Annotated in this window: 13 protein-coding genes and 1 pseudogene; 4 read left to right on the top strand and 10 right to left on the bottom strand. The window is 71.3% G+C overall.

Going from position 1 to position 14,451, the window contains the following annotated elements:
* Positions 1–51: 51 nt before the first annotated feature.
* The 4 genes from ctaD to DCI01S_RS10780 all read right to left on the bottom strand — a co-directional run bounded on the left by ctaD (position 52) and on the right by DCI01S_RS10780 (position 5,211).
* Positions 52–1,809, bottom strand: coding sequence for an aa3-type cytochrome oxidase subunit I (ctaD, locus tag DCI01S_RS10795; RefSeq protein WP_061229227.1), 1,758 nt, complete (start codon positions 1,807–1,809; stop codon positions 52–54).
* Between the two features lie 141 nt (positions 1,810–1,950).
* Positions 1,951–3,957, bottom strand: a complete 2,007-nt coding sequence (locus DCI01S_RS10790) for a M13 family metallopeptidase (RefSeq protein ID WP_061229226.1) — start codon at positions 3,955–3,957, stop codon at positions 1,951–1,953.
* Between the two features lie 76 nt (positions 3,958–4,033).
* Complete coding sequence (locus tag DCI01S_RS10785; RefSeq protein ID WP_061229225.1) at positions 4,034–4,627, bottom strand: chromosomal replication initiator protein DnaA; 594 nt, start codon at positions 4,625–4,627, stop codon at positions 4,034–4,036.
* Positions 4,628–4,698: 71 nt separating this feature from the next.
* Positions 4,699–5,211 (bottom strand): DUF4395 domain-containing protein, encoded by a 513-nt coding sequence (locus DCI01S_RS10780; RefSeq protein WP_061229224.1) that lies wholly within the window; start codon positions 5,209–5,211, stop codon positions 4,699–4,701.
* Positions 5,212–5,371: 160 nt separating this feature from the next.
* Here DCI01S_RS10780 and DCI01S_RS10775 point away from each other — a divergent pair, with 160 nt between their 5' ends.
* A complete protein-coding gene (locus DCI01S_RS10775; RefSeq protein WP_061229223.1) occupies positions 5,372–6,061 on the top strand; it encodes a pentapeptide repeat-containing protein in 690 nt (229 codons plus the stop codon).
* A 27-nt stretch (positions 6,062–6,088) separates the two neighbouring features.
* Here the strand turns inward: DCI01S_RS10775 and DCI01S_RS10770 are convergent, their stop codons facing one another.
* On the bottom strand, positions 6,089–6,361 hold the full coding sequence (locus DCI01S_RS10770; protein ID WP_061229222.1) for a hypothetical protein: 273 nt from the start codon (positions 6,359–6,361) through the stop codon (positions 6,089–6,091).
* Positions 6,362–6,615: 254 nt separating this feature from the next.
* On the opposite strand from DCI01S_RS10770, the gene DCI01S_RS10765 reads away from it, so the two are divergent.
* Positions 6,616–7,608, top strand: a complete 993-nt coding sequence (locus DCI01S_RS10765) for a glycoside hydrolase family 25 protein (protein ID WP_061229221.1) — start codon at positions 6,616–6,618, stop codon at positions 7,606–7,608.
* Here the strand turns inward: DCI01S_RS10765 and DCI01S_RS10760 are convergent.
* The 5 genes from DCI01S_RS10760 to trmB all read right to left on the bottom strand — a co-directional run bounded on the left by DCI01S_RS10760 (position 7,605) and on the right by trmB (position 13,347).
* Positions 7,605–7,964 carry a DUF3054 domain-containing protein gene (locus DCI01S_RS10760; protein WP_082767750.1) on the bottom strand — a complete coding sequence of 120 codons (360 nt, stop codon included), beginning with the start codon at positions 7,962–7,964 and terminating at the stop codon, positions 7,605–7,607. The genes DCI01S_RS10765 and DCI01S_RS10760 overlap by 4 nt on opposite strands.
* A gap of 5 nt (positions 7,965–7,969) precedes the next feature.
* Positions 7,970–9,301: a lysylphosphatidylglycerol synthase transmembrane domain-containing protein gene (locus tag DCI01S_RS10755; protein ID WP_061229220.1), complete on the bottom strand. Its 1,332-nt coding sequence runs from the start codon at positions 9,299–9,301 to the stop codon at positions 7,970–7,972.
* Between the two features lie 65 nt (positions 9,302–9,366).
* Positions 9,367–11,835, bottom strand: a complete 2,469-nt coding sequence (locus tag DCI01S_RS10750; protein WP_061229219.1) for an MMPL family transporter — start codon at positions 11,833–11,835, stop codon at positions 9,367–9,369.
* An 11-nt stretch (positions 11,836–11,846) separates the two neighbouring features.
* On the bottom strand, positions 11,847–12,521 hold the full coding sequence (locus DCI01S_RS10745) for an NYN domain-containing protein (protein WP_082767749.1): 675 nt from the start codon (positions 12,519–12,521) through the stop codon (positions 11,847–11,849).
* Between the two features lie 49 nt (positions 12,522–12,570).
* Complete coding sequence (trmB, locus tag DCI01S_RS10740) at positions 12,571–13,347, bottom strand: tRNA (guanosine(46)-N7)-methyltransferase TrmB (protein WP_061229218.1); 777 nt, start codon at positions 13,345–13,347, stop codon at positions 12,571–12,573.
* A gap of 109 nt (positions 13,348–13,456) precedes the next feature.
* On the opposite strand from trmB, the gene DCI01S_RS10735 reads away from it, so the two are divergent.
* A complete protein-coding gene (locus DCI01S_RS10735) occupies positions 13,457–14,107 on the top strand; it encodes a hypothetical protein (RefSeq protein ID WP_232303104.1) in 651 nt (216 codons plus the stop codon).
* A pseudogene (locus tag DCI01S_RS10730) lies at positions 14,104–14,451 on the top strand (hypothetical protein); the annotation flags it as partial. The gene DCI01S_RS10735 and the pseudogene DCI01S_RS10730, both read left to right, overlap by 4 nt.

The raw sequence follows: 14,451 nt of genomic DNA, 5'->3' as shown, positions 1-14,451 counted from the left end.
GCCCGGGCCGGTCACGTGGCGAGCGGGCCGGTCACGGATCGCCTGCGCGTCTCACCTGTCCTGCGGCGACGGCCCCCGCTCCGGCACGTCCTTCGCGGAGCCCGGATCGCGGGTCTTGCGGCCGCCGCCGACGTGGGCCTCGGCGCGCATCCGCTCGCTCATGTGCGGGTAGTGCAACTCGAACGCGGGGCGCTCGGAACGGATGCGGGGCAGACTCGCGAAGTTGTGGCGGGGCGGCGGGCAGGAGGTGGCCCACTCCAGGGAGTTGCCCGCGCCCCACGGGTCGTCCACCAGGACGAGGTCGCCGTAGCGCCAGCTGGAGATGATGTTCCAGATGAACGGCAGCATCGCGATGCCGAGGATGAACGAGCCGACCGACGAGATCTGGTTGAGGACGGTGAAGCCGTCCGAGTCCAGGTAGTCGGCGTAGCGGCGCGGCATGCCCTGGTTGCCCAACCAGTGCTGGACCAGGAACGTGGTGTGGAAGCCGATGAACGTCAACCAGAAGTGCCACTTGCCCAGCCGCTCGTCCAGCATGCGGCCGGTCATCTTGGGGAACCAGTAGTAGATCCCGGCGAAGGTGGCGAACACGACGGTGCCGAACAGGACGTAGTGGAAGTGCGCCACCACGAAGTACGAGTCGTGGACGTGGAAGTCGATCGGCGGCGCCGCGAGCATGATGCCGGTCAGTCCGCCGAAGAGGAACGACACCAGGAAGCCCAGGGCGAAGATCATCGGCGTCTCGAAGGTGATCTTCCCGCGCCACATGGTGCCGATCCAGTTGAAGAACTTCACGCCCGTGGGGATGGCGATGAGGAACGACATGAACGAGAAGAACGGCAGCAGCACGGCACCGGTGGCGAACATGTGGTGCGCCCACACCGCCATCGACAGGCCGGCGATGGCCAGGGTCGCGAAGACGAGGCCGGCGTAGCCGAACAGCGGCTTCCGGGAGAACACGGGGATGACCTCGGTGATGATGCCGAAGAACGGCAGCGCGAGGACGTAGACCTCGGGGTGGCCGAAGAACCAGAACAGGTGCTGCCACAGGATCGCCCCGCCGTTGGCCGGGTCGAAGATCCGGCCGCCGAACGTGCGGTCGTAGAACACGCCCATGCCCGCCGCGGTGAGCAGCGGGAAGATGAGCAGGATCAGCACCGACGTGACGAGGATGTTCCACGTGAAGATCGGCATCCGGAACATCGTCATGCCGGGCGCGCGCAGGCAGACGATGGTGGTGACGAAGTTGACGGCGCCGAGGATCGTGCCGATACCGCCGATCGCCACTCCGAGGATCCACAGGTCCGCTCCCACGCCCGGCGAGTGGATCTTGTCGGACAGCGGGGCGTACATAGTCCAGCCGAACGACGCCGCGCCACCGGGAGTGATGAAGCCCGTGAGCAGGATGATGCCGCCGGAGAGGAACAGCCAGAACCCCATGGCGTTGAGGCGCGGGAACGCCACGTCCGGCGCGCCGATCTGCAGCGGCATGACGTAGTTCCCGAACCCCACGACGATCGGCGTGCCGTAGAACAACAGCATCACGGTGCCGTGCATGGTGAACAGCTGGTTGTACTGCTCGTTGGACAGGAACTGCATTCCGGGGAAGAACAGCTCCGCCCGGATCAGCAGGGCCATCAGGCCGCCTATCGAGAAGAACACCAGGCACGTGGCGATGTACATCAGGCCGATCTTCTTGTGATCGGTCGTGATGAACAGCTCACGCCAGGAGAGCCCGAACGGCTGACGGATGGCGGGCGCGTCCGCTGCGGTGACCGCCCGCCCGGACGGCACGAGAGTGTCTGACATCGGTACCCCGTTCCTCTTCACGGCCGAGGCGAGGCGCGGCTGTCGCCGCGTCCCGCGCTGCGAACAGCGCCAAGATTCTGGTGACGGCTCTCACCGTACGCGTCCCCCGGCGGAACGGAGCGGTATCGCCCCCGAGAGGGCTTACCAGATGCTCACCCGCTCCTCAGGCGCCAGCCACAGCCCGTCCGCCTCGGTCACGCCGAACGCCTCGTGGAAGTCGTCGAGGTTGCGCACCACCTGGTTGCAGCGGAACTCCGGCGGCGAGTGCGGGTCCACGGCGAGCCGCCGGGCGGCCTCCTCGGCGCGGGTCTTGGTCCGCCACACGATCGCCCACGACGTGATGAGCCGCTGGATCCCGGTCATGCCGTCGATCTCCGGCCCCACGTCCGGCCCCTGCGCCGGCTCGCCGTCCGAGCCCTGCGCCAACCGGTAGGCCAGCAACGCGATCGTGAGACCGCCCAGGTCGCCGATGTTCTCCCCCACCGTGAAGGCGCCGTTGACGTGGTCCTTCTCGGGATCGAGGCCGTCCGGGGTGAGGCCCTCGTACTGGGCGATCAGCGCCTCCACGCGGGTCCCGAACGCCTCGCGGTCGTCATCGGTCCACCAGTCGACCAGGTTGCCGTCGCCGTCGTACTTCGCCCCCTGGTCGTCGAAGCCGTGGCCGATCTCGTGTCCGATCACCGCGCCGATCGCCCCGTAGTTGGCGGCGTCGTCGGCGTCGGCGTCGAAGAACGGCGGCTGCAGGATGGCGGCCGGGAAGACGATCTCGTTCATCACCGGGTTGTAGTAGGCGTTGACGGTCTGCGGCGTCATGTGCCACTCGTCGCGGTCGACGGGCCCGCCCAGCTTGCCCAGCTCGTACTCGTGCTCGAACCGGGCGGAGCGACGGACGTTGCCGAGGAGGTCGTCGGCGCGGACCTCGAGCGCCGAGTAGTCCCGCCACGTGTCGGGGTAGCCGATCTTCGGCACGAACGCCTCGAGCTTGTCGAGCGCGCGCTCGCGGGTGGCCGGGGTCATCCACGGCAGCCTGCTGATCGAGTAGCGGTACGCGGCGGTGAGGTTGGCGACCAGTTCCTGCATGCGCGCCTTGTGGCCGGGCGGGAAGTGGCGGGCCACGTACTCCTTGCCGACCTCCTCGCCGAGGGCGGCCTCGACCGCGCCGACGCCGCGCTTCCAACGGGCCTTGATCTCCTCGGTCCCGGACATGACGGTGCCGTAGAAACGGAAGTTCTCCTCGACCAGCGCCGTGGGCAGGTACGGCGCGCGGGAGGAGACGATCCGCCAGCGCAGCCACTCCTTCCACGTCTCGAGCGGCTCACCGGCCCAGAGCCCGGCCACCGCGGTGAGGAAGTCGGGCTGCATGGCGACGAGCCGACCGAAGGTCTCCTCGGTGCCGCCGAGCTCGCGGGCCCAGTCGTGCCAGGGGAAGCCGGGGGCCAGCGTCGGCAGCTCGTCCCAGGTCACGGGGTTGTAGGTCTTGTCCGCGTCGCGACGGGCCACGACGTCCCAGTGCGCGGCGGCGATGCGCGTCTCCAGCGCCAGGATCCGCTCGGCGCTCTCGCGGGCCGCGGTGGCGTCCGCGAGCCCGGCCAACTCGAGCATCCGCGCGATGTGTTCCGTGTACTGCTCGCGGATCTGCGCGTACTGGTCCTCACGATAGAAGGACTCATCGGGCAGTCCGATGCCGTACTGCACCAGGTAGAGGATGTACTCGGTGGAGTTCTTGGCGTCGTTGTTGACGTAGGCGCCGATGAGCCCGCCGACGCCGACCTTCTCGAGCCGCGCCATCGCCAGCGCGAGGGAGTCCGCGTCTCCGGCGCCGTCGACCTCGGCCAGGTCGGGTGCCAGCGCCTCGACGCCCGCCGCCTCCACCGCGTCGGTGTCCATGAACGAGGCGTAGAACGCGCCGATCCGGGAGTCGACCGGGGCGTCGGTGATAATGTCGCGCACCCGCTCCTCGGACAGGTCACGCAGCGCGAGGAACGCGCCGTCGATCGGCCGGTCCGCGGGGATCACGTGGTCGCGGATCCACGTGCCGTTGACGTGTTGGTACAGGTCGTCCTGCGGCCGGACGTCCGTGTCGACGTACCGCAGGTCCAGGCCCGAGGGGCGAGGGGCGTCGGTGGTGGGGATCTCGGTCGCTGTCATGCGACCAGGTTACGGAAGGGCGTGGCCCACGCGGGTGGGATGACGACGGCGAGGACCCGCGGCGGCCGACCCGGGATCAGGGCAGACCGTGGCGGGCGTTGTGATCCTTCGCCCCCTGATAGGCGTCGACCATCCCCCAGACCCAGAACCCGAACATGATCGGGAGCCCGATGAGGACCACCGAGAGCAGCACGCCCACGCCGTAACCCGCCAGGATCCCGACGCCCCTACCCACCCGGCCGTTGAGCATCGTGCCCAGGCCGGGTATGAGCAGTGAGGCCACGAGCATCAGCGCCGGGTCCTTGCGGGCGGCCGGCGGGTACTGGCCGTAGGGCTGCATCGCCCCGTACTGCTGGGCGTAGGACTGACCGGGCTGGCCGTACTGCGGCATCCCGTACTGCTGCATGCCATACGGCTGGCCGTAGGGCTGCTCGTACGGCTGCGTCCCGTAGCCCGGCTGCGCGCCGTACTGCGCCGGATCGAACTGCCCCGCGCCGTGCTGCGGATCACCGTACTGGCCTGCGCCGTACTGCGTGTCGCCGACGTCGGAGCCCGGGTACCCGCGGACCCCCTCCTGCTGGGCCCACGTGTCGTAGCGCTTCTCGAAGTCGCGGTCGCCGGACCGGTCGTCGGGGCGGTCGGAGGCGGTGCCGTCAGCGGGAGTGCTCATGGGCCCACACTAACGCGGGGCGGCGGCGGGCCGGTCGCGGCGAGGACACGATCGCGTGCCGCCGCGGCGCCTCAGCTCCGGGCGGTCATCCCGGGCCGGGCCCAGATGTCAGCGCAGTCCACGCACGCGTCGTCCGGGATGAGGCCGACACGCTGGAGCCGCCCGTACATCCAGCAGCCCAGGCAGAAGCCGAGCGCCGCCTCCGCGAGGGCGGCCAGCACCAGCACGCCGAGCACCGTGATCCCCGCCGTGGTCAGTCCGCCGAGGAACAGCCCGAACGCGACCGACGACATCACCAGGCCGATGGTCTGGGCGAACCGCTTGGGCGCGCCGGAGACCAGCTTGGGTTCCGCACTGACCCGCGGGGCGAGCACGTGCACGGAGAGCCGGCCGAACGGCGAGTACCGCGGGCCGCCCGCCACCCGCAGCGCGAAGCCGACTACCAACGCCCCGGCGAGCCAGATCCGGGCGGGCGACGGCACGACGATCGTGACCACCGCGAGGGTCACCACGAGGGCGGCGGTGCAGCGGGCGGCATAGTCGTTGACGACCTCGGGGAAAGCGAACGCCTCGCGCAGACTCATGGCCTCACCTCTCAATCACTGCAGATAGACCGATCTGTCTATCGCCGGGTCGAGCCTACTCCTGTCGCCCGCGACCCGGGAGGCCCGGCCGGCGCTGCAGCCGCTACGGCCGCCGCGGACGGCGCGGACGGCGCGGACGGCGCGGCCTAGGCTGACGCCCGTGGCCCCACCGTTGCGTCGTCGCTCGAGCTCTCCCCGTCCCCCTGCCGCCCCCGCGCTCCCCCGGCGCGACCAGCTCGGCCCGCCCCTTGCGGACGTGGAGCCCGACGGCCTGTGGGACGGAGTCCTGGCCGGCGCCGAGCACGTACCCGGCCCAGAGGAGGGCGCCGTCGCGATGGGCGGGATGGAGATCCGCGAATCCGTGCTCGACGACCTGCGGCTCAGCGGCGCCCGCGCCGACGGCCTCCGACTCACCGACGTGACGCTCAGCGGGTGCGACCTGTCCGGACTCGTCGCCGACGGGGCCAACCTCACCCGGGTGCGGTTCGTCGGCTGCCGACTGACCGGGATCGTCCTGTCCGACGCGCGCCTGACCGACGTGACGTTCGAGGACTGTCACGCCGACATGATCAACCTGCGGATGGCGCGACTGCAGCGGGTGCGCCTCGCCGCGACCCGCTGCCGTCAGGCCGACCTGCTCGAGGCACAGATCGCCGACCTCACCACCGAGGGGGCCGACCTGCGCGGTGCGACCGTGGAGCGGGCGAGCGTCACGGCCGCGGATATGCGCGGCGCGGACCTCGAGGACCTGCGTGGGGCCTCGGCGCTGCGGGGCGCGCTGATCTCACCCGAACAGGTTTTGGGCGTCGGGCTCGCCCTCATCGGCGAGGCGGGGATCCGGGTCGAGTAGTGCAGCCGGGCCGATCGCGCCGCGGCGTCAGGCCAGATGCGACGCGGAGGTCCGCCACTGGTTGACGGCCCGGTTGATGATCGCCTGGAGCTGGAGGATCTGGTCGCGGTCGGTGAGCGTGATGCCGTCCGCCCCGGTGCGCAGCCGGAGTTCCGGCACCCCGCGGTCCGCGCCGTTCTCGTCCAGCACCACGGTCTCGGCGACGGACACCTCGAGGAACGGGTCGTCGTCCGGACCGTCGACTTCCGTGACGAGGTCCTGCCGGTAACGAGGGGCGGTGAGGTCGATGGCATCGGCCATGAGGGGCACTCCCGACTGTTCGGTGGGATCGCCTAAAGGGTAGGTGAGAAAAACAGGTCACCGTACGCGTGGGACAGCGTGTGACAGGTTGTTGTGATTCCGTGACCCACGCCACCCCCACCTGTGGTCCACCCCGCCTCTACGCACTCGACCGCCGGCTAGCGGCGCCGTGGCTGACCGCCCGAACTGGACAGCTGTGGAAAAAGTTGCGCGAGTTGCTTGTGTGACTGTTGTGGTTGCCACATACTCACCCCATGACTTCTGCCGGACCGTCAGCCCGACGCGCCCTCCTCCCCCGACTCCTCGTCGCCCTGGCCTCTGCAGCAGCTCTCTCGGTCGGCCTCCTCGTCGTCGTCCTCTCCCCCCGCGCCGACGCCGAGGTGCCGCTCTCCCCCGTCTATCACGGCCTCGCGCAGGGACTCGACGCCTCCAGCTGGCAGCACCCGCACGGTGCCGGGGTCGACTGGCACGCCGCCGCCGCGGCCGGACAGTCCTTCGCCTTCATCAAGGCCACCGAGGGCACCGGGCCGGCCAACCGGTACTACGAGGCCGACATCGCCGAGGCGCGCGCCGCCGGGATGCTCGTGGGCAGCTACCACAAGGCCCGCCCCGCGATGGACCCCGCGCAGCAGGCCCACGCGTTCGCCGACCGACTGCAGTCGGTGGGCGGCCCGCAGTTGCCGCCCGTGCTGGACCTCGAGACCGACGAGGGGCTCGACGCCCGGCAGCTCGCCGACTGGACGCAGGTCTTCCTCGACACGCTCGCGCACCGCACCGGCCGCACGCCGATCCTCTACACGTACCGCTACTTCTGGATCGACCGCATGGACAACACCCCGCGCTTCGCCGAGTACCCGCTGTGGCTCGCCGAGTACGGCGTGTCCGAACCGACGCTGCCCGTGATCGGCGGCTGGGGCCAGTGGCTGTTCTGGCAGCGCTCGGAGACCGGCGAGGTCCCCGGGTTCGCCGACGACGTGGACCTCAACGTCTTCGCCGGCACCCGCGCGGACCTCGACGCGTGGCTCGGGCCCGTCGAGCCCGCGCCCGAGCCCGCCCCTGCGCCTGAGCCTGCCCCGGCTCCGGCCGCCGAGGCCGCGGCGCCGATCCCGCCCGAGGTCCCCGTGCCCGTCGAGGCCGTGACGATCCCCGTCCCGCGCGATCTCCCGACGCCCGACGGCGTGCGGCTGCCCGAGTCCATCGAGGTCCCGGCGGAGGTCGTGGCGCAGCTGGCGGACGGGCTGCGCTAGCGCCGTCGTCGGACGAGCATCGCGCGCACCGCGCGCCACCCCACCAGGAACACCCCGGTGACGACACCGGCCACGATCATGAAGCTCCAGTGCGGCACCCGGCCGTCCCCGAGCCCGCGGATCACCATGCCCACCACGAGCGTGGCCAGCCACAGCAGCACGCCCGAGCCGATCGACGAGGGCTCTCGGCGGCCGGCCAGCAGGACGAGCCAGCCCACCGCCAGGCCCACGAGGAACGGCCACGCGGTGCCCCACACCTGCGCCACGCCCAGGCCTTCGGAGTGCGCGCCGCGCCCGAAGGTGGAGAACACCACCACCAGCACGGCGTCGAGCACGATCATGACCGGCACGGCCACGGGTCTCACCTGTCCTTCTCTTCCCGGGCCTCCCGGCCGGTGAACGGGTAGGGGTTCTGCCCCGACTCCTCGTCCGCGGCGCCGTCCTCCCGCACGCGCACGCGGAGCAGCGGGAGCGGGCCGGAGTCATGGGTCACCGTCGGGCGCCACGGGTTCCCGTGCAGCGGCCTCATCACGGTGAGCCCGGCCGGTGGGGCCGCCGCGACGGTCGCGCGGGACTGTGCGGTGCGAGACGACCCGGACGACGAGGACGACGACGAGGACTGCTCGCCCGGGTCGTGTTCGCCCAACGGGTCGGCGTCGGGGTCGACGTCCACGGCACCACGGTAGAAGAGGAAGAAGACCACCCACCCGGCCAGGGCGACCAGCACGAAGCTGACGATGCGGTAGACGAACACGGTCGCGAAGGCCTGATGCGCGCCGAGCCCGCCCGCGGTCAGGGCGGTGATGAGCGCGACCTCGACGGTCCCGAGCCCGCCGGGCGTGATGGGGGCGGTGGCGACGATCTTGCCGGTGACGTAGGCGATGCACAGGCCGCCGATGCTGTGCTGGGCACCGACCGCGTTGGCGGCCGCCCACAGGCAGCCGATGTCGGCGACCCAGTTGAGCAGGGAGAACGCGAACGCCTTGGACAGCTGCCTCTTGCTCAGGTCGACGGCGTCGGCCTGCTCGACGACCTTGCGCACGCCGGCCGCGCCGTGGTCCGCGGGCTTGTGGCGCCGGGCGTTGATCCAGCCCAGGATCGACAGGACCGACCCCTCGATCTTGTCCGGGTGGCGGGCCGCCCACTGGACCACCACGACGATCGCGACCAGGCCGAACGCCGAGAGCACCAGCAGGAACGGGTTGGACACGGATCCCACGAGGAAGAAGCCGAGCAGGGCGAGCAGCACGATGCCGACGGTCGACAGGACGCCGGAGATCACGAGCTGCCACGACGCCACGACCCGGGTCGCGCCCCACTGCCGGGTCTTGCGGTACGTCAGGGTGGTGCCGAAGACCTGCCCGCCGGGGATGCAGGTGGAGAAGGCGTTGGCGGAGAACACGAGGCCGACGCTGGCCCAGTAGCCGACGCGGACGCCGGCGGACTGCAGCAGCACCTTCTGCACGGAGCCGTAGCTCGACATGGACAGGTAGGAGAAGACGAGAGCGGCGGCGATCCAGCCCCAGTGCGGGCGCGCGACGGCCTCGAAACCCTCGGCGAAGAACGGCATCTGGCCGCGGAGCCAGTACAGGATGAACCCCAGGACGGCGAGCGTCGCGCCGGCCTTGAACCACGGGTTGCCCAGGACAGCCCGGATACGGCGCCGCACCTCGGCGCCCCGCGTCCCCGTCATCACCTCACCATAACCAGAGCGTGCCGCCCGCCCCAGGATCCCACACCGGGGGCCCGGGGCGGCGGTCACGCCTCTGGATCCTGTCGACGTTCCTGCATCAGGCGGGCGATCAGCTCGGAGGCGGGGATCTTGCCGCCGGGCGCGGACCCGGGCTCGTCGTCGTACTCCGTGTCGTAGACGGGCTCGTACTCGGACTCGGGCTCGGTTTCGGACTCGGGCGCGGGCTCGGTTTCGGACTCGGGCGCGGGCGCAGGCTCCGGCTCGGCGTCCCGCGCCTGCGGCGCGCTGGTGCCCGCGGGCTCCCGGTCGAGCACGGCGACCGACGTGGCGGCCCCGGTCGGTCCCGTGCCGTCGGTGTCGGCGGGCCGACCGGTGAGGAGCTCGGGCTCGTCGTCGATCTCGGCCTCGCCGAGGCCGATCCGCTCCTGGACCCGCTTCATCCACCTCGGCGCCCACCAGTTGTCGGTGCCGAGCATCTGCATGACCGCCGGGACCAGCAGCATGCGGATGACGGTGGCGTCGATGATGAGCGCGGCGATCATGCCGAACGCGATGTACTTCATCATCACGATCTCGGAGAAGGCGAACGCGCCCGTCACCACGATGAGGATGAGCGCCGCCGACGTGATGATCCGCCCGGTCTGGGCGACGCCGCTGCGGATCGCCACCGCGGTGCGCGCGCCGCGTGAGCGGGCCTCGACCATCCGCGAGACGAGGAACACCTCGTAGTCCGTTGACAGTCCGTAGATGATCGCCATGAGCAGCACCACGACCGGCGAGGTGAGCGGGCCCGGCGTGAAGCCGAGCAGCCCGGACAGGTGCCCGTCGACGAAGATCCACGTGAGGATGCCCAGCGTGGCGCCCAGGCCGAGCATGTTCATGATGGCCGCCTTGATCGGCAGCACCAGCGACCCGAACGCCAGGAACATGAGCAGCGTCGTGGCCACGAGGACGTACAGGACGAACCATGGCAGCCCGGCGATCAGGGCGTCGACCGAGTCCTTCTCCATGGCGGGGTTGCCGCCGACGAACACCTCGGTGCCGGCGGGGATGGGGAAGGACTGCAGGTACTCGACGGTCTCGGTGGCCGCGTTGCGGTCCTCCACGCCGGCCTGCAGGACCACTACCTCGCGGCCCTGCGAGTCCTGCCCGCCCGAGCGGGCGAACTGGAACGGCCCGGTGAGCCCGGGGGCCTCGTTGGCGGCCGAGCGGATCTGCGACAGCGTCGCGCCGTCCGAGCCGAGGATCACGAGCTTGACCGGGTCGGTCCGCGTGCCGGGGAAGTTCTGGTCGTACTCCTCCTGCGCGACGCGCGTGGGGTTGTCGGGCGGCAGGTAGGTCTCGTTGATGCCGCCGAACTTCACGCCCGAGAACGGGATGATGAGCGCGACCAGCACCACCACGACCGGGATCGCCACCGCCACCGGGCGCTTCATGGAGAAGTCGGCGACGCGGCCGAACAGGCCGTTCTCGACCTCCTCGCGGGTGCGGTGCCGCTGCATCCGCTTGATGCCGAGCGCGTCGACGCGGTGGCCGAGCAGCATGAGCACGGCCGGCAGCAGGGTCACCGAGAGCGCGGCGGCGAGGATCACCGCGGCGATCGCGCCGTAGGCGACGGACTTGAGGAAGTCCTGCGGGAAGACCAGCAGGCCCGACAGGGTCACGCCGACCATGACCGCCGAGAACACCACGGTCCGGCCGGCGGTGGCCACGGACCGGCGCACTGCGGCGTCCGGTGGATACCCCTCGGCCATCTCCTCGCGGAACCGGCTCACCACGAACAGGCCGTAGTCGATCGCCAGTCCCAGGCCGATGAGGGTCACGACGTTCTGTGCGAAGGAGTTCACGGGCGTGATCAGTGACAGCAGGTGAAGTGCGCCGAGCGAGCCGAGGATCGTCAGCACGCCCACCGCGACCGGCAGGAACGCGGCCACGACGCCGCCGAAGACCACGATGAGCAGGAGGAACACGAGCGGCAGCGCGATGAGTTCCGCGCGCACGAGGTCGGCGTCCATGCCGTCCTGTAGGGCGCCGGCGACGGGCTGCAGGCCGGCGATGTCGGTCTCGATGCCCTCGACCGGGATCTGGTCCTCGATCGCCCGGAAGTTCTGGAGGATCTCCTCGGCCTCGCCGGCGATCTGGATGGAGGCCACCGCGATGCCCGCGTCACGGTTGACGAGGGCCGGTGACTGGTTGAACACGAAACTGGTCACGCCGGTGACCCGGTCGGGGTTCTCGGTCCGGATCGACTCCAGCGACTGCCGGATGGGCTCCTGGAACGCCGGATCGTCGACCGACGTGCCCTCGGGGGCGTGGTAGGACACCACGACGTCGCCGAGCGCGTCGCGTCCGTACGCCTCCTGCTCCAACCGCTCGGCGGTCGCCCATCCGCTGTCGGGGTCCTCGAAGCCGCCCTGGCCGAACGGGTTGCCGAACGCGGAGCCTGCGAGGCTGAGGAAGGCCATGACCAGCACGGAGCAGATCAGGACGAGGACGCGGCGGCGGGCGACGAACCGCCCGAGTGAGTTGAACACCGGGGGAGCTCCTAGCGCGAGGTGAGCAGTGCCGACAGCGGCCGCAGCGGCTGCAGCCAGGCACCCTCGTCGGGCAGGTTGTCGAGGCTGACGCGCGGCAGGGGCTCGCGGAACACCCCGGGGATGTCCTCGAGGTCGAGGAACGTGATGGTGTCGTGCTGGACGGCCCAGGTGGCGTGCTCGCGGAACCCGATCACTGCGACCGGGATGTCCTCGGCCAGCTCCTCGAGGGGCTCGCGGAACGCCTGCCCGTCGGCGGAGGCCACGACGACGCCGGCGAGTCGGCCGGACTCGGCGCGCCGGTCGATGTGCTCGAGCATGTCGTCGTCGACGTCGGAGTCGTCGCTGGTCTTGGGCTTGGCGAAGACGGCGAAGCCGACGTTGCGCAGCGCCTCGACCCACGGGCGGACGTTGTCCGAGGTGCCCGGGACGATGTTGGTGAAGACGGTCGCCTCGGCCTCGAGGGCGTCCTGCGTCCGCACGGACAGGTCGGCGGTGTAGCCGAGCAGCCAGCGGCCGAGCGCGTCGAAGCGCGGGCGGTACACGGCGGTCGGGCGGCCGCCGAGGATCGAGCCGAGCCCCATGTCGACGTTGGGTGCGTCCCACACGAGGAGCACCACCCCCGGTCCGTCGGGCGTGGCCACGTCCGTCGTGTCGTGGTTGCGCATCTCGTCTGGTGGGGTCATCGCGTCGTCCGCCTCGGTTCTCGTCGTTCGGGGTTCCTGGGGTGGGGCGTCAGTGCACCCGACGCCAGAGGAACTCGTTGATCACCCGTTCCTCCTGCAGCCCCTTGCCCTCGAACTTCGTCACGGGTCTGTCCAGACTGAACGGTACGTGGCGGAGGTCCGTCGCGGGGTCCAGCCGCTGGAGCGCGGGCTCGGCGTCGCCGGTCTCGGCGATCCACTCGGCGTAGTCGGCGTGGTCGGTGGCCACGTGCAGCACGCCACCCGGTCGCAGCCGCGATGCGATGAGTTCGAAGGTGCCGGACTGCAGGAGCCGCCGCTTGTGGTGGCGGGCCTTGGGCCAGGGGTCGGGGAAGAACACGCGGACACCGTCCAGGTCGGCCGGCGCGAACATGTTGGTGAGCACGTCCACGCCGTCGCCACGGATCATGCGCACGTTCTCCAGGCCCTCGCGCAGGATCATGCCCAGCAGCTGGGCCAGCCCGGGCTGATACACCTCCACGGCGATGACGTCGATGTCCGGCTCGGCCGCGGCCATCGCGGCCGTGGACGTGCCGGTGCCGGAGCCGATCTCCACGATCAGCGGTGCGCGCCGGCCGAAGAGCGCCTCGCGGTCGACGATCTCGTCGGAGACGTTACGCCCGTAGGTCGGCCAGTGCTCCTCCCAGTTGCGCTGCTGCCCGGGCCGCAGGGTGCCGCGGCGGAACCGGTAGGCGGTCACCCGGGGGAAGAGACGGGCACTGTCGTCCGGGGTGCCACCGTCGTTCGGGGTACCACTGTCGTCCGGGGTGCCACCGGCCGCGTGTGCGGGGTTCTCGCTCTGGTTCACCCGGCCATCATCCCGTAATCCGTGGTCGCCTCCGAATCCGGGCGTCGGGGCCCGAGGGGAAGGTCTTGCCGCCCGCAGGCGGTCGGGTCACGATGATCGCGTGCCATCCGTGACCCCCGACACCGAGCCCCCGGCCCCGGCTCGTGCCCCCGACCCTGACCCCGTCGCACGGGTCCGGCGCCTGGTCGCGTCCGCCCGGGAGCGGGACGGGGGCCGGGGTGGGACCGCCCCGGTGGAGGCCGCCGTCGCGCGTGTCGACGCGCCGGCCGATATCCGCATTCGCGGCGGACTGGGCTCGGGTCGCCGCACGCTCGCCGCCGCGCTGCGCGTCCGCCGGGGGTGGCGCGCGCGGGTCGACGACCTGGACGTCGTCGCGGCGCCCGGCTCCGAGCCCGCCGCACCGCCGGACGCGGAGATCGTGTGCCTACGCACCGCCCCGTGCCGCCATGAGGAGGCGTGGGTTCGCCGCGCGCGCCGGCACCCGATGCTCGTGGTGGCCACGGGGGTCGACGACGACGAGGACCCGCCGCACTGGGCCCGTGGACTACCCGCCGTGGACGCGCGCGAGCCCGGGCACCGGTCGGTCGACGGCGTCGTGTCCTTCCTCGAACGCGCCCTGCTCGATCTGTCGACGACCCGGGTGTCCCGTCTCGAGGCCGAGTTGGAGATGCTCGCGGTCCACGACGAGGTGGGCGATCTCGCCGAGGCCGCCCTGTGCGCCCTGGGCGCGGCCGCGCTCCCCGGATCGGCGTCGACGTGACGGCCGCTCCGGCCCCGCCCCGCGAGTTGACGATCGCGGTGCTGGGGGCCCGGGACTCCGCGGCTCCCGCCGTCGCCTCGGCGTTGTCCGCCGCAGCGGGCACAGGGTTGTCCGCCGCAGCGGGCACAGGGTTGTCCGCCGCAGCGGGCACAGGGTTGTCCGCCGCAGCGGGCCCGGCCGCCGACGCCGGAGCCCGGATCCGTGTGCTCGTCGACGCCGCACCCGAGGACCGGCCGGACGCGGCGGTCCTCGTCGTCGACGCCGTCTGCCCGGTACGCCCCGACGACGTCGAGGTCGCGCGCGGCGTCGCGGCCCGCCTGCCGATGGCGGTGGCCGTGGCGGGG

The sequence above is a fragment of the Dietzia cinnamea NBRC 102147 genome (assembly GCF_001571065.1).
GTDB classification, from domain to species: domain Bacteria; phylum Actinomycetota; class Actinomycetes; order Mycobacteriales; family Mycobacteriaceae; genus Dietzia; species Dietzia cinnamea.
Note: the sequence above shows the minus strand (reverse complement) of the source record. Positions and strands in the feature narration are given on the sequence as shown.

Bases quoted from the DNA above. Each gene is read 5' to 3' on its own strand.
- ctaD (WP_061229227.1), bottom strand. From the start codon at position 1,809: ATGTCAGACACTCTCGTGCCGTCCGGGCGGGCGGTCACCGCAGCGGAC.
- DCI01S_RS10790 (WP_061229226.1), bottom strand. From the start codon at position 3,957: ATGACAGCGACCGAGATCCCCACCACCGACGCCCCTCGCCCCTCGGGC.
- DCI01S_RS10785 (WP_061229225.1), bottom strand. From the start codon at position 4,627: ATGAGCACTCCCGCTGACGGCACCGCCTCCGACCGCCCCGACGACCGG.
- DCI01S_RS10780 (WP_061229224.1), bottom strand. From the start codon at position 5,211: ATGAGTCTGCGCGAGGCGTTCGCTTTCCCCGAGGTCGTCAACGACTAT.
- DCI01S_RS10770 (WP_061229222.1), bottom strand. From the start codon at position 6,361: ATGGCCGATGCCATCGACCTCACCGCCCCTCGTTACCGGCAGGACCTC.
- DCI01S_RS10765 (WP_061229221.1), top strand. From the start codon at position 6,616: ATGACTTCTGCCGGACCGTCAGCCCGACGCGCCCTCCTCCCCCGACTC.
- DCI01S_RS10755 (WP_061229220.1), bottom strand. From the start codon at position 9,301: ATGACGGGGACGCGGGGCGCCGAGGTGCGGCGCCGTATCCGGGCTGTC.
- DCI01S_RS10745 (WP_082767749.1), bottom strand. From the start codon at position 12,521: ATGACCCCACCAGACGAGATGCGCAACCACGACACGACGGACGTGGCC.